This window comes from Xanthomonas cucurbitae, from assembly GCF_002939885.1.
In the GTDB taxonomy this organism is placed as follows: domain Bacteria; phylum Pseudomonadota; class Gammaproteobacteria; order Xanthomonadales; family Xanthomonadaceae; genus Xanthomonas; species Xanthomonas cucurbitae.
Map to the genome: position 1 here is coordinate 1 of NZ_MDED01000027.1, position 14,669 is coordinate 14,669.

Sequence of the window (14,669 nt, forward strand, 5' to 3'; positions counted from 1 at the left end):
CTGGGACGGTGGAAAGGGCCTGTTTCCAAGGCTCAACGCAGATTCAGGGGCCTCAAGGCACCCACACGAATCCGCGATGAGCCAGAAAAAAAAAGACTCTGCCGGCATTGCGCGAGCCATGTTCACTGCCGCGTAGGCAGCTCAGAAATACCTCGCGCGCGAGCGGGACAAGGGCGGCGAGTTCACTGCCGCGTAGGCAGCTCAGAAAAGTATCGAGGACAGCGAACACGCGACGGCGCCGTTCACTGCCGCGTAGGCAGCTCAGAAATGGTATACGGCCATAGCGCCGGTCTGCTTTGCGTTCACTGCCGCGTAGGCAGCTCAGAAACGAAGGGGCGCAGCATCGCATCGGCAGTGTGGGTTCACTGCCGCGTAGGCAGCTCAGAAACTCACGGACGGTCGGCAGCGCCTTCTCCCACGCGTTCACTGCCGCGTAGGCAGCTCAGAAATCATGAGGGTGACGTGCCGTGCCCCGAGCTCGGTTCACTGCCGCGTAGGCAGCTCAGAAATGGATCGGGCCACGGCCTCGATAGCGGTGGCCGTTCACTGCCGCGTAGGCAGCTCAGAAATAAGCGGGATATCGGCATACATGTCGAATCTTGTTCACTGCCGCGTAGGCAGCTCAGAAAGACACACCGCTCGAAGGCGAGGAAACCAAGTCGTTCACTGCCGCGTAGGCAGCTCAGAAAAATCGATTCAGATGCCGCCAGCTGCAAAAGTCGTTCACTGCCGCGTAGGCAGCTCAGAAATCACAGTCGAGCTTGGAACTGTATTTTGCAGCGTTCACTGCCGCGTAGGCAGCTCAGAAACATGGATTCATCCTGCCAGGTGACGTGCCCGCGTTCACTGCCGCGTAGGCAGCTCAGAAATAGGCAACGCGGCATACGCGAGTCGTTTGGGCGTTCACTGCCGCGTAGGCAGCTCAGAAAACCACTCTCCAACGGGTTTGGCGGCGGGTTGGGTTCACTGCCGCGTAGGCAGCTCAGAAAGACCACCGCCGCCATGAGCGCGCGTGTCGGGCGTTCACTGCCGCGTAGGCAGCTCAGAAATGCACGACCACATGCGCGCCGCGCACGCCATCGTTCACTGCCGCGTAGGCAGCTCAGAAAATCATGCCCTGCACTGGCCTGGTCGGAATCGGGTTCACTGCCGCGTAGGCAGCTCAGAAATTGAGACCGCCCGCTTATCGCGCTCGGTCGCAGTTCACTGCCGCGTAGGCAGCTCAGAAAGACGACCAGCTCCGCGCCTGCCAAGCCGTGGTGTTCACTGCCGCGTAGGCAGCTCAGAAAATGAGCGAGCCGGCAGTGATTGGCCGCCAGGTGTTCACTGCCGCGTAGGCAGCTCAGAAACACCGAAGTTGGTGCCGGTCTTCACCGGAGAGGTTCACTGCCTCGTAGGCAGCTCAGAAAAAATGAGCGCGGCGATGATGGCGATCAGGATGGTTCACTGCCGCGTAGGCAGCTCAGAAATGGTCAACTTGACCGGCATCGTCGGCGGCTACGTTCACTGCCGCGTAGGCAGCTCAGAAATTACGGATATCTCTCGCGGTCGCTGCATCGGCGTTCACTGCCGCGTAGGCAGCTCAGAAAGGGCCAATCTGTTCGCAGCGGAGAGGCGCTGTGTTCACTGCCGCGTAGGCAGCTCAGAAAACGGCGTGCGGCCGACCACAGGTCCGTAGCGTGTTCACTGCCGCGTAGGCAGCTCAGAAAAAGAGCCTGACTGCGCCGCGCCTGACGCTGGCGTTCACTGCCGCGTAGGCAGCTCAGAAATGGAAGCGCGCGACCGAGCAGAACGCGCATGAGTTCACTGCCGCGTAGGCAGCTCAGAAATTTTCGCGCTCACGCTGGACAGTCTGGCTGACGTTCACTGCCGCGTAGGCAGCTCAGAAATAGCGACCGAATCGGGGGATAAATGCGGAATGGTTCACTGCCGCGTAGGCAGCTCAGAAATGCTGCTCCACCGGCGCCTGCGACTGCCGAACGTTCACTGCCGCGTAGGCAGCTCAGAAAGTCAATGGACGCTGATGCCGAGCACCTTAAGCGTTCACTGCCGCGTAGGCAGCTCAGAAAACTCGCGAAGCAACGATTGCTGGCGGATTTGAGTTCACTGCCGCGTAGGCAGCTCAGAAAAACGAGCGCAGGGACCAAATCAACGGGATGGGGTTCACTGCCGCGTAGGCAACTCGGAATGCCGAAAAGCGGGCAGCCACCTCTGCAGCCATGGATTCCGAACGCAACGAGTCAATCGGCTTGCACGAGAACCAGCTGCCTTGTGGCAGCCGGTTCATCCGGCTCAGCTCCGCGGCTTGCGTTTTGGACGCGCGGCCGCTGACGTCTGCGCTTCGATCCGGTCGCCGACCGCCTTTCGCGTTGTCTTCGCAATTTTTCTGGTCGCCGGCTTGACCACCGCTTTCGCAACCTTGCCTTTTAATGCAGCAGACGCTTGCGTGCTTTTCTTCGTAGCTGTAGATGCACGGCTTGCGGTTGGAGGGGTGGCCCTCTTTGCCGCGCTTTTACGCGTCTTCCCGGCTGGCGTCATGGCACTGGTGCGCACTTCCGGTGGGCGGCGCGGGGGTGGCTTGCGGCCGGGGGTGAGTGCCCGCCAGGCATGGCCGCCGTTCATGGCCAGCAATGCGTCGGCGGCCGAGGGGCCGGCGCTGCCGGCGGCGTAGTTGGGGAAGTCGCTGGCCGGTTGCTTCCAGGCATCCAGGATCGGTTGCACGATGCGCCAGGCGCCTTCCACCATTGCCGCGTCCTGGAACAGGCCGGCTTCGCCGTTCATGCAGTCCTGCAGCAGGCGCTCGTAACCCACGGTGTATTCCTTGGGAAACCAGTCGCGGTAACGGAAATCCATGCGCACCGGCGCCAGCGCGACCTGTGCACCGGGGCGTTTGACGTCGAACTGCAGCGAGATGCCTTCGTCGGGCTGGATGTGCAGCACCAGCCAGTCGGGGCCGTAGCCACCCACTTCGGTGCTGCGGAACGGGGCCAGCGGTGCGGGCTTGAAGCGGATGGCGATCTCGGTGGTGCGTTCGCGCAGGCGCTTGCCAGTGCGCAGGTAGAACGGCACGCCGGCCCAGCGCCAGGTGTCGACCTGCAGTTTCATCGCCACGTAGGTTTCGGTATCCGAATCGTCGGGCACGGTGTCCTCTTCGCGATAGCCAGGCACGGCGCTGCGATTGACCGCGCCGGAGGCGTATTGGCCGCGCACCACATCTTCCGGTTTGATCGGGCGCACGGCTTCGATCACTTCGGCGCGGCGGCGGTGCATCGCCTCGGTGGTGAAGGCCGCCGGCGGTTCCATCGCGATCATCGCCAGCAGCTGGAACAGATGATTGGGCACCATGTCGCGCAGGCAGCCGGTGGGATCGTAGAAGCGGCCACGCCCTTCCACGCCGATGGTTTCGGCGGCGGTGATCTGCACATGATCGATGCGGTCGCGGTTCCACACCGGCTCGAACAGGCCATTGGCAAAGCGGAACGCCAGGATGTTCTGCACGGTTTCCTTGCCCAGGAAATGGTCGATGCGGAACACCTGGTCCTCGTGCAGCACCTTGGCCACGGTGGCATTGAGCGCGATGGCGCTGGGCAGATCGTGGCCGAAGGGTTTTTCCACGATGACCCGGCGCCAGCCCTGGCCTTCGCGCTGCTTGACCAGGCCAGCCTCGCCCAGGTTGAGCAAGACCGGTTCGAAGAAGCGCGCAGCGGTGGCCAGGTAGAACAGCACGTTGCCCTGGGTGCCATAGCGCTTGTGCAGCTTGTCCAGCACGCCGCCCAATGATTGGTAGGCACCCTGGTCGGTGAAGTCGCCACGCAGGTAATGCATGCGTTCGCGCAGCCAGTCCCAGGTGGCGGTGTCGAAGGCATCGGTCTGGAATTCGGCATCGCGGCTGCTGAGCAGCTGCGTCATCGCCTTGCCCATGTTGGTGCGCCAGGCGCGTTCGCTGATGTCGCCATGGTCCATGCCGACGATGGCGAAATCATCGCCCAGCGCACCGGCCCGGCGCAGGTTGTACAGCGCCGGCATCACCAGCCGCCGGGTCAGGTCGCCGCGGGCGCCGAACACTACGATGATGCAGGGCGGCGTGGTCTGTTGCTCGTTCATGGATGCGTTTCCTTTTCGCCCATGCGCCCGTGCAGGCGCAGTGCCGCATTGACCAGGGCCACGTGGGAATACCCTTGGGGGAAGTTGCCAAGCATGCGTTTCGCACGTGGGTCGTACTCTTCTGCGAGCAGGCCCACGTCGTTGCAGAGCCCGAGCAGCCGTTCGAGCAGCGCGCGCGCCTCCTCGGTACGGCCGATCAAGGCATAGTTTTCCACCAGCCAGAAACTGCAAGCGAGGAAGGTGCCCTCGCCGGCCGGCAGGCCGTCGGCACTGTCGTCGGCGCGATAGCGTTCGACCAGGCCATCGATGGTCAGCTCGCGTGCGATCGCGTCGGCAGTGGCGGCAATGCGCGGGTCCTCCGGCGGCAGGAAGCCGACGATGGGAATCAACAACAGCGACGCGTCCAGCCGATCGGAACCGTAGCTCTGCACGAAGTGGCCATCCGGGTGCACACCTTTTTCCAGCACTTCGGCGCGAATGTCTTCGGCGATCCGGCCCCAGCGCGCGCGCTTTTGCGCATCGGCGTTGGTGATGCCATCGCGCGCGCCGCAATCGAACGCCAACCATGCCATTACCTTGGAATGCACGAAGTGGCGGCGCTCGTCGCGGATTTCCCAGATGCCTTCGTCCGGTTGACGCCACAGGCTCTCGAGCGTGTCGAGGATGTTCTCCAACAATGCCGACGACGAGCCGTCGTCGTCCGACGGCGGTGCGACGCCCTTCTCCCGGGCGTAATGCAGGGCACCGATCAGCTCGCCATAGACATCGAGCTGGAACTGATCCACCGCGCCGTTGCCGATGCGCACCGGGCCGGAGTTTTCATAACCGGGGAGCCAGTGTGCTTCCCATTCCTGCAGCCGGCGCTCGCCGCCGATGCCGTACAGCGCCTGCAGCTGGTCCGGCGGACCGGCGATGGTGCGTTGCACCCAGTCACGGAACGAGGCGGCCTCGTCGCGATAGCCGGCCTGCAACAGGGCGATCAGCGTGAATACCGAATCGCGCAGCCAGCAATAGCGGTAGTCCCAGTTGCGGGTGCCGCCCAGGTGCTCGGGCAGCGAGGCGGTGGGTGCGGCGACAATGCCGCCGGTTGGCAGATAGCTCAGACCTTTGAGCACCACCAGCGAGCGGCGCACCTGCTGGGTCCATGGCCCGACGTCGGTACAGCGGCGCGCCCAGCCGTGCCAGAACGCGGTGGTGCGTTGCCGCGCCTGTTCCGGGTCGATCGGTGGCGGCGCAGGCAGATGCGAGGCGCCGTGGCTGAGCACGAACCAGGTGCTCTCGCCATCGCGCAGGGTGAAGTCGGCTTCGGTGCCCAGGTCCTGTCCGCGCAGTTGCTGCGGCGAGCGCAGCGCGAGTTGGTCGGGCCCGGCGATGGCGCGGATGCCACCGTCGATGCGGGTCACCCACGGCACGGTGCGGCCGTAATTGAAGCGCAGGGTCAGCCGCATATGCATGGACACCTCGCCCTGCACGCAGCGCACGATACGCACCAGGTGCTGATGCGCCTCGCCATCTTCGTTGGCGGCCATGAAATCGACCAGCTCCACCGTACCGGTATCGGCGATCAGCCGCGTGCACAGCACCAGGCTGTCGTCTTCGTAGGCGCGTTCGCTACGGTAATCGGCTGCGGGTGCCATCGCCCATTGCCCGTGTTGCTCGTCGCCCAGCAGCGATGCGAAGACCGCATCGGAATCGAAGCGTGGCAGACACAGCCAGTCGATGGTGCCACGGTGGTCGACCAGGGCCGCGCTGTGGCAGTTGCCCAGCATGGCGTGATCTTCGATACGCACGCTCATCGTCGAAACGCTTCCTTCCTGCGAAAGAAGCGGCAGTCTTGCACGCGCGGTGTCGGGATCAGGTTAGGACTGCGCCGGCAAACGCAGCAGCGGTGGCACCGTGTGTTCCAGCCGGCGGATCAGCGCCGGGTCCATGCAGGCATCGTCGTCGGGGATCTGCAGGCAGACCACGCGGCAGTGGCGCAGATGCGCGGCGAAGCATTTGCGCAGCAGCTGCAGGTGGCGCGATTCCATCACCAGCACCACCTGCGCTTCGTGCAACAGCTCCGCAGTGACCTGCACGTCGGCATCGGCGGCCAGCCCGGCCGATTGCGCCTGCACGCCGGCCCCGTCGGCGAACACGCGCGCGGCGGTGGGGCTGCGTACGAACAACACCCGCAGCGGTTGTCCGCCACGCAGGCTCAGCGCCCCTCGCGCAGGAAGCGCGCCATCGACGAGACGCCCGGCAGCGCCGGTTCGAACTGGCCGGCCACATCGATGAAGCCACGCATGATGGCGATCTCGCGCGGGGTACGGTTGAGTGCGTCGCGGCGATCGGCGTCGGCGCCGGCACGCAGCAGGCGCTGCACCAGCAGCGGCAGGCCATGCAGGGCGGCCAGGTGCAGCGGGCCGAAGCCGCGTTGATCGGCCACCTCCAGCGAGACGCCTTCATCGAGCAGGCGCTCGACTCCGGCCAGCACCACTTTCTCGTCGCAGGCGGTGCCCGGTTCGGCACGCGCGCCCAGCAACAGCAGCAGCGGGCTGACCCGGCCACCGGCCAGATGCTCGGGATCGGCGCCGGCCAGCAGCAGCGTATCCAGCAGGGCCAGCAGGCGGGTGCTGTCGCGTGCGGTGAAGCCGTACAACGCGGCGCAATGCAGCGCCGCCAGGCCCTGGTTGTCGGTGGCGTGCACGTCGGCCGCGGCGGTGAGCAGGCGCGCCACGATATCGGCCAGGCCCAGCGCGCAGGCCAGCATCAGCACGGTGACACCGGCCGGCAGGCGGTGCTCGATCTGCGCGCCGGCCTGCAGCAAGGCCGCGACGATCTCGGTCTGACGCATGCTCACCGCTGCCGACAGCGGCGTTGCGCCGCTATTGGCGGCGTGTTGCGGATCGGCGCCGCGGCCGAGCAGATAGGTCAACACGCCGAGATGGCCGCCGCCCGCCGCACGCAGCAGCGCGGTGCAGCCCTGCGCATCCACCGCATCGACGGTGAAGCCGAGGTCGATCAAACGGCGCACCGCATCGGTGTCGCCGGTCATCGCCGCTGCCGGCACGTCCGCCTCGCGCAGCGCGCGGTGCGGCAGCGGCCAGATCCGCCAGTCCAGCCAGTCGGCCAGATCGCGACGCCCGATCGACAGCGCCACGCCCAGCGGGGTCTGCCCATCGGCGGCGCGCGCGTCCGGCGAGGCGCCCTGTTTGACCAGCAGTTTCAGCGCGGCCTCGCGGCCCAGTGCGGTGGCCAGGTGCAGCGCGGTCATGCCGTGGCTATCACGCGCCTCGCGGTCCACGCCGTGTTCCAGCAACCATTGCTGCAGGCGCAACCAGCCCAGCCGCACCGCCCGCGACAACGGCGGGTCGCCGGCGGCCGAGGGCGCAAACGGATCGGCGCCGCGTTCCAGCAACTCCAGCGCGAACTGTTCCAGCCCGCGCGAGGCGGCATCGTGCTGCACGCAGGCGCTGAGCAGCCGGGTCAGGCCACCGGCACCGGCCGGCGAGACCCCATGCCGCAACAGCACCTGCAGCGCCGGCACCGCCTCCATCCCACGCGACAGCAACGCGAACATCGGCACGTCGCCGCAGGCGTCCCGCACCTCGGCATCGGCGCCATGGCGCAGCAGCCAGTCCACCGCCTCGGCCTTCAAGGCCACATGCGCATCGTGCAGCAGGCCGCCGAGTTCTTCCGGCCCGCACAGCCGGGCCAGGGCGACCAGGCCGTCGCGCTGGCCGAGTTGCAGGCCCTCGCGCAGCAGCACCAGCGGCGGGCGATCGGGCAATGTGGCGACGCCGGGGCCGTCGCCGGAGGCGTCGCTGACCACGGCCGGCAGCGGGTAAGCCGGATCGAGCAATCGCACGATGGCCCACCGCCCGGCCTCGGCCGCCACGTCCACCGCGCGGCGGCCGTGTGCATCGGCCGCATCGGCAGGCACCTGCAGTTCGAGCAGGCGGCGGATCAGTGCCGGCGAGACGCTGTCGGCGGCGCAGGCCAGCATCACCGCATTGCGGCCTTCGCCGTCGATGGCCAGCACGTCGGCCTTGCGTGCGATCAGGCGTTCGAGCACCGCGCTGCGCGCCTGGCGGGCCGCATCCAGCCACGGGGTGCGGCCGAGCAGGTCGCGCGCCTCCAGATTGGCGCCGGCCGACAACAACGCTTCGGCGATATCGCCATGACCGGCCAGGGCGGCTTCGTGCAGGGCGCTGCGGCGCTGGCGGTCGCGCGCATCCACGCGTGCCTTGTGCTTGAGCAGCAGCTGCACGCCGGCGGGGTCGTCTTCTTCGGTACCGGCGGCGGCCAGCAAAACCGGGGCGCCGCCTTCCGGTTCGGACTGCGCACCGCGCTCCAGCAGGAACTTCGCCAACCGCCAGTTGCCGACCTGGCAGGCCATCGCCAGCGGCGAGTGGCCGTCGTTGTTGAGCGCATCGAGTTCGGCGGCGGCATCGCGCAGCAGCGCAGCCACGCCGGGGTCTGAGCTGCGCACGGCGTGGTGCAGCGGGGTGTTGCCGTCGTTGTCGCAGGCGCGCGGGTCGGCGCCGTTGGCCAGCAGGGTCATCACCGCGTCCGGGCGGCCATGCCAGCTGTCGCGGGTGGCGGCCAGCAACGGGGTCATGCCGCGATGCGGCTGGTTGACGTCCACGCGCCGCACGATGAGTTCGCGCAGCAGGCGCAGGTCCGGCAGCACCGCTGCCAGCGCCGGCAGGCTGCGCTGGTCGCGCCATTCCGATAGCGGCAGCGCCTGGGGGTCGGCGCCGGCATCGAGCAATTGCAGCGCGCGGTCCACCCGGCCGCTGCGTGCCGCTTCGAACAGTTCGGGCACCAGCTGATGCTGCGCTACCGGCTCCAGCGGGCGTGGTGCGGCGGCCGCTTCGTTGAAGAAATCGGCCGCCTGCGGGGCCAGAGGTACCGCGCTGCGCGACGGCGCAGCGGTGCGCTGCAACAACAAATGGGCAACCGGCAACGCCGCACAGGCCGCGGCCGCCAGGCCCCAGCGCAGCGCGCTGGACACCCCGCCCGGCCAGGCCAGGGTCACGCACCACGTGCACATCGCCAGCACCAGCACGGCCACCAGCAACCCGCGCCAGGCCTGCAGTTCCTGCGTGGCCAGCGCGTGCCAGCGTGGCACCAGTGCACCGCCATCACGTTCCACCTCGCCCCACAATGGCCAGGTCCGCCACAGCCCGAGCAAGGCGGCGCTGACCGCCACGCTCAACGCCAGCGCGGCGGCCAGGCTACCGCTGTCGCGCAGGGCGGTCAGCGGCCAGCTGACGAGTGCGGCCAGCGCCAGCAGGCCCACGCCCCAGATCGCCAGCAACGGCGGCAGCGCCTGCGCAATGGCGCGCGGCTGCGCCGGCAGTGCGCGCGTCCCACGCGCCCACGACACCGCCAGCGCAAAGGCAGGCTGGGCCAGCCACAGGCTCAGCGCGGCAATGCCGCCACCCAGCCCACCCAGCAGGGACAACACCACACCGGCCGCGCCCGCCAGCGCTGCGGCGCGCAGACGCGCGGCACGCTGCGGATCAGTCATGGTCGCACTCGCCGGCCAGCACCACGGTCTTGGGCAGTTGCAGGTAGAAGCCATGCTTGCCCAGCGCCTCGCGCACCGTGGCCGCGTCGGCCTGCGCCAGCCGGCGCTGCGGCGTCAATTCCGCCTCCAGCACGAACGCGAACGGCGCCAACTGCGCGTGCACGGCAGCAGGAAGACCGGCGAAGTCGTCGCGCGTGGCGAGATAGACGAAGGTGTCCTGCTTGCGTTGGCTTTTATAGACGTAGGCGTGCATGCGCGCGTGATCGCGCTCGAAGAGCAATGGGTCGCGTCGATTGTGTCCCAATTGCGGCCATGGCGGAAGCGCGACGGGCGCGAAAAATCCCAGCCGCGTCAGCGACATGACCAGCACGTTCAGTTGCGCCATCGATGGGACAGGCGCACGCCACCGATATACTGCCAGCATTACTTCGCCAGCCAGACCACCGTGAGCCAAGCGCAGCATCCGTCCCAGATGGCCCCGGTCGCCGTCACCGCCTACACCTCCACCACCGCGCTGGGCGCCGGGCTCGCCGCCCAGGCCGCCGCCTTGCAGGCGCGCCGCAGCGGCCTGCGTCGCAACGATTTCGGGCCGCAACCGCTGCCGTGCTGGATCGGCCGCGTCGACGGCGTGGAAGACGTCGTCCTGCCCGATGCGCTGCACCGCTGGGACTGCCGCAACAACCGCCTGGCCTGGCTGGCGCTGCAACAGGACGGCCTGCTGGAAGCGGCGCAGGCCGCCGCGCAGCGCTACGGCGCCGAGCGCGTGGCGGTCATCATCGGCACCTCCACCTCCAGCATCGGCGCCAGCGAAGAGGCCTATACGCGGCTGGTGGAAGACGCCGACGGCGCGCGCTTCCCGCCCGATCTGGAACGCCCGATCGTGCACACCCCGCATTCGCTGGGCGACTTCGTGCAGCACGCCACCGGCCTGCGCGGCCCCAGCGTGACCGTGGCCACCGCCTGTTCGTCCAGCGCCAAGGTGTTTGCGCAGGCGGCGCGGCTGATCGACGCCGGGGTGGTCGATGCGGCCCTGGTCGGCGGCGTGGACACCTTGTGCGGCAGCGTGCTGTTCGGCTTCAACGCGCTGCAGGTGGTGGCGCCGGAACCGTGCCAGCCGTTCGATGCGCGCCGCGTGGGCCTGAGCCTGGGCGAGGCCGGCGGCTTTGCGCTGGTGGAACGCACCGCCGCCGCGCCGGACGCGGCGGTGTGGCTGTATGGCTACGGCGAATCCAGCGACGCGCACCATATGTCCGCCCCGCACCCGCAGGGCCTGGGCGCGCAGCTGGCGATGCGCGGCGCGCTGCAACGCGCCGGCCTGGCGCCGGCTGCGGTGGGCTATCTGAACCTGCACGGCACCGCCACCCCGGCCAACGACAGCGTGGAAGCGGCCGCAGTGGCGGCGATCTTCCCCGACACCTTGCACGCCAGCTCGACCAAGGCCTGGACCGGCCACACCCTGGGTGCGGCCGGCATCGTGGAATCGGTGATCGCGCTGCTGGCACTGCGCGACGGCCTGCTGCCGGGCACGCTCAACAGCGACGTGCCCGACCCCGCCTGCGGCCCGCAGATCCGCTTCGACAACGCGCAGACCCGGATCGACTACGCCATGAACAATTCTTTCGGTTTCGGCGGCAACAACTGCTCGCTGCTGTTCGGGCGGGCACGCTGATGCTCGCTGCCAGCATTGAAGGAATCGGCTTCTGGACCCAGGGCCTGCCCAACTGGGAGGCCGTGCGCGCCTTCGTGCACGGTGCCGCGCTGCAGGACACACCGGCGCGTCCGGCACCGCAGCTGCTGGCCGCCAACGAGCGCCGCCGCGCACCGGATACGGTGGCGGTGTCACTGGAAGCGGCACTGGCCGCCTGCACCGCCGCCGGCCGCGACCCGGCCAGCCTGCCATCGGTGTTCACCTCCACCCATGGCGACCTGGCCATCACCGATTACATGTGCACCACCCTGGCCAGCGACCCGCTGGCGATCTCGCCAACCAAGTTCCACAACTCGGTACATAACGCGGCGGCCGGCTACTGGACCATCGGTGCCGGTGCGTTGACGCCGGCTACGGCCATCAGCGCGTCCGATGCCAGCTTCGCGCAAGGGCTGCTGGAAGCCTTGGTGCAACTCGGCGACGGCGTGGAGGCGGTACTGCTGGCCGGCTACGACGCGCGCTCGGTGGGGCCGCTGGGCCGGATTTCGCCCAGCTGCGGCCTGCTGGGCGGCGCGCTGGTGCTTGGCAACGCCGGCCAGGCGGGCAAGCCGCAGTTGTACGCGCGGCTGGACGATGGCGCCCCGTCGCCGGGCGATGGCCCGTTGGCACGGCAGGTCGCCGGCAATGCAATGGCACCGATGCTGCCGTTGTTCGAACTGCTGGCCGGCCGCGGCGATGGCGTGGCCTTGCATGCCGGCCCTGGCCGCGTCCTGCGCGTGGGGATCCAGCCGTGAGCCGCGTGCCGCTGACGCCCCAGGACACTGCGATCCTGGTGCCGGCACTGAACGAATCGCTGCGCATCCGCGAAGTGGTCGGCGAGGCACTGCAGTACTGCACGCAGGTGATCGTGGTCGACGACGGCTCCGACGATGGCACCGCCGACTGCATCGCCGACCTGCCGGTGACGGTCATCCGCCATCCGCAGCGCATGGGCAAGGGCGCTGCCCTGCGCAGCGGCTTTGCCAAGGCGCGGCAGTTGGGCATGCGCGCGGTGATGACCATGGACGGCGACGGCCAGCACAAGGCCGCCGACTTTCCGCGCCTGCTGGCCGCAGCCAACCGCCACCCCGGCAGCGTGGTGATCGGCGCACGCCTGCGTAAGCGCGCCACCCAGCCCACCATCCGCCGCATCGGCAACGATTTCGGCGACTGGGGCATCGCCTGGGGCTGCGGTTTCCAACTGGTGGATAGCCAGAGTGGCCAACGGCTGTATCCGGCCTCGGTGTTCACCCTGCCCAATGTGCACGGCGAAGGCTTCGTGTTCGAAGCGCAGCTGCTGATTTCCGCCGCGCGCCAGGCCGGTGCGCGCGTGGTCGCGGTGCCGATCGAAACCCGCTACGCCGGCAGCGCGCCAGGCACTTTTCGCAAGAGCCATTTCCGGCTGGTGCACGATCTATGGAACATCACCTCCCACGTGGTCAAACAGGTCTGGGCCTACGGCCACGTCTGGCGCGAATATCGCCGCGTGCGCGCCAACCCGGTGATCGTTGACGATGCCGATGGCGAATTTGCTACTGTGCCCGCGGCCACCAAGAGCAACCCATCCTCATGAATGCACAGCGTAACGATGTCGTCATTACCGGTGGCGGTCTGGCCGGACTGAGCCTGGCCTTGCAATTGAAGCAACGCGATCCGGAGCTTGCGATCACCGTGCTGGAGCGCCGTGCGCACCCGGTGCGCGAGGCGGCATTCAAGGTGGGCGAATCCACGGTGGAAATCGGCGCGCAGTATTTCGCCGACGTACTGGGACTGCGCGAGCATCTGGAGACCGAACAGATTCGCAAGTTCGGTTTCCGTTTCTTCTTCTCCGACAAGCGCACCGACATCGACCGTTGCACGGAACTGGGCGTCAGCCAGATCCTGCCGACGCCGTCGTGGCAGATCGACCGCGGCCGCTTCGAGAACTTCCTGGGCGAACGCGCCCGCGCGCAGGGCATTACCTTTATCGATGGCTGCAGCGTCAAGGGCGTGGACCTGGCCGAGGACGACGCCGACCATGCGGTGCGTTACGAGTGCGCCGGCACTGCGGGCGTGCTGCAGGCGCGCTGGGTGGTGGACGCCAGCGGCCGCGCCGGCCTGCTCAAGCGCAAGCTCGGCCTGGCGCAGGACAACGCGCACGATGCCAACGCAGTGTGGTGGCGCGTGGAAGGCTTGATCGACCCCAATGGCTGGTCGCAGGACAGCAGCTGGCTGCAACGTTGCACCCCGCCGGATCGCTGGCGCTCGACCAACCACATGTGCGGGCCGGGCTACTGGTTCTGGCTGATCCCGCTGTCGTCGGGCGCGCACTCGCTGGGCATCGTCTGCGATGCCGCGATGCATCCGCTGGACACCATGAACACCCACGAAAAAGCCATGGACTGGCTGCGCCTGCATCAACCGCAGGTGGCTGCCACGCTCGACAGCGCGCACTACCGGCTGCAGGACTTCCTGTTCCTGCGCAAGTTTTCCTACAGCTGCAAGCAGGTATTCTCTGCGCAGCGCTGGGCGCTCACCGGCGAGGCCGGCCTGTTCCTGGACCCGTTCTATTCGCCCGGCAGCGACTTCATCGCCATCTCCAACACCTATATCTGCGAACTGATCGGCCGCGACCGTGCCGGCAAATCGCTGAGCCCGTATGCGGAGCTGTACCAACAACTGTATTTCTCGTTCTACGAAAACACCCTGACCCTGTACCAGGATCAATACGCCTTGTTCGGCGACGAGCAGGTCATGCCGGTCAAGGTGATCTGGGACTACACCTATTACTGGTCGCTGCTGGCGCCGCTGTTCTGCTCGGGGCGCATCGCCGACCTGAGCTTGTTGTCGCGCATGAAAGCGGATTTCTTCCACGCCCACGACATGAACCTGTCCATGCAACGCGTGTTGCACGACTGGGGCGTGCGCAATACCGAACAAGGCATCACCGGCGGCGAAGGCCGCCTGCTGGACCAGTACCTGATCGGCTGGTTCAACGAACTCAATGGCGCCTTGAACGACACCCTCGACGATGACGCCTTCGCCGCACGCATCCACCGCAACGTGGCACAGATGGCGGTACTGGCCCGCGAGATCCTGCAGCAGGCACGCCAGCGCCATCCGGCGCTGCCCGACCACGGCCTGGACGCATTGACGGCCGATGCCAGCGGCGAGGCGATCCTGACCGCCACGTGGTACGCCGACGCGGCGTGAGTTTGAGCGAGCGCGCCGATGCGCGGCGAGTTCTGGCGTGCGACGCGCTTTTTCGACCAGTACGTGCAGCACGTGAGCGCACTGGCATCCAGTGCGCGATGTCTCACCGGACGGTTAGTCGGCTGCTTTATTGAAAGCCCTGCGCACCGACCCTCTCGACTGGTCCTT

At 67.5% G+C, this 14,669-nt stretch carries 9 protein-coding genes and 1 CRISPR repeat array; of the genes, 4 read left to right on the forward strand and 5 right to left on the reverse strand.

The features are described 5' to 3' along the window. Window positions 1-120: 120 nt before the first annotated feature. Window positions 121-2,189: a CRISPR direct-repeat array (repeat unit 28 nt; unit sequence GTTCACTGCCGCGTAGGCAGCTCAGAAA). A 103-nt stretch (window positions 2,190-2,292) separates the two neighbouring features. The 5 genes from zwf to XcuCFBP2542_RS14170 form a co-directional block, all read right to left on the reverse strand. Then, complete coding sequence (zwf, locus tag XcuCFBP2542_RS14150) at window positions 2,293-4,104, reverse strand: glucose-6-phosphate dehydrogenase (RefSeq protein ID WP_167526805.1); 1,812 nt, start codon at window positions 4,102-4,104, stop codon at window positions 2,293-2,295. Beyond that, window positions 4,101-5,900 (reverse strand): glycoside hydrolase family 15 protein, encoded by a 1,800-nt coding sequence (locus tag XcuCFBP2542_RS14155; protein ID WP_104604175.1) that lies wholly within the window; start codon window positions 5,898-5,900, stop codon window positions 4,101-4,103. Before XcuCFBP2542_RS14155 ends, zwf begins: the two co-directional genes overlap by 4 nt. Before the next feature lie 63 nt (window positions 5,901-5,963). After that, the gene (locus XcuCFBP2542_RS14160) at window positions 5,964-6,275 is read right to left on the reverse strand and encodes a phosphotyrosine protein phosphatase (protein ID WP_372372333.1); all 312 of its coding nucleotides are present in this window, start codon (window positions 6,273-6,275) and stop codon (window positions 5,964-5,966) included. A gap of 26 nt (window positions 6,276-6,301) precedes the next feature. Further along, window positions 6,302-9,622: an ankyrin repeat domain-containing protein gene (locus XcuCFBP2542_RS14165; RefSeq protein WP_104604177.1), complete on the reverse strand. Its 3,321-nt coding sequence runs from the start codon at window positions 9,620-9,622 to the stop codon at window positions 6,302-6,304. After that, entirely contained in the window at window positions 9,615-9,875 is a 261-nt protein-coding gene (locus XcuCFBP2542_RS14170) for a YcgL domain-containing protein (RefSeq protein WP_104604223.1), read from the reverse strand. The genes XcuCFBP2542_RS14165 and XcuCFBP2542_RS14170 overlap by 8 nt, the downstream gene beginning before the upstream one ends. 219 nt (window positions 9,876-10,094) lie before the next feature. Here XcuCFBP2542_RS14170 and XcuCFBP2542_RS14175 point away from each other — a divergent pair, with 219 nt between their 5' ends. The 4 genes from XcuCFBP2542_RS14175 to XcuCFBP2542_RS14190 are packed head-to-tail and all read left to right on the forward strand — an operon-like array spanning window position 10,095 to window position 14,501. Beyond that, entirely contained in the window at window positions 10,095-11,291 is a 1,197-nt protein-coding gene (locus tag XcuCFBP2542_RS14175) for a beta-ketoacyl-[acyl-carrier-protein] synthase family protein (protein WP_104604178.1), read from the forward strand. Beyond that, window positions 11,291-12,064, forward strand: coding sequence for a beta-ketoacyl synthase chain length factor (locus XcuCFBP2542_RS14180; protein ID WP_104604179.1), 774 nt, complete (start codon window positions 11,291-11,293; stop codon window positions 12,062-12,064). Before XcuCFBP2542_RS14175 ends, XcuCFBP2542_RS14180 begins: the two co-directional genes overlap by 1 nt. Then, window positions 12,061-12,882: a glycosyltransferase family 2 protein gene (locus tag XcuCFBP2542_RS14185; RefSeq protein ID WP_104604180.1), complete on the forward strand. Its 822-nt coding sequence runs from the start codon at window positions 12,061-12,063 to the stop codon at window positions 12,880-12,882. Before XcuCFBP2542_RS14180 ends, XcuCFBP2542_RS14185 begins: the two co-directional genes overlap by 4 nt. Beyond that, entirely contained in the window at window positions 12,879-14,501 is a 1,623-nt protein-coding gene (locus XcuCFBP2542_RS14190) for an NAD(P)/FAD-dependent oxidoreductase (RefSeq protein WP_104604181.1), read from the forward strand. The genes XcuCFBP2542_RS14185 and XcuCFBP2542_RS14190 overlap by 4 nt, the downstream gene beginning before the upstream one ends. Window positions 14,502-14,669 lie beyond the last annotated feature (168 nt).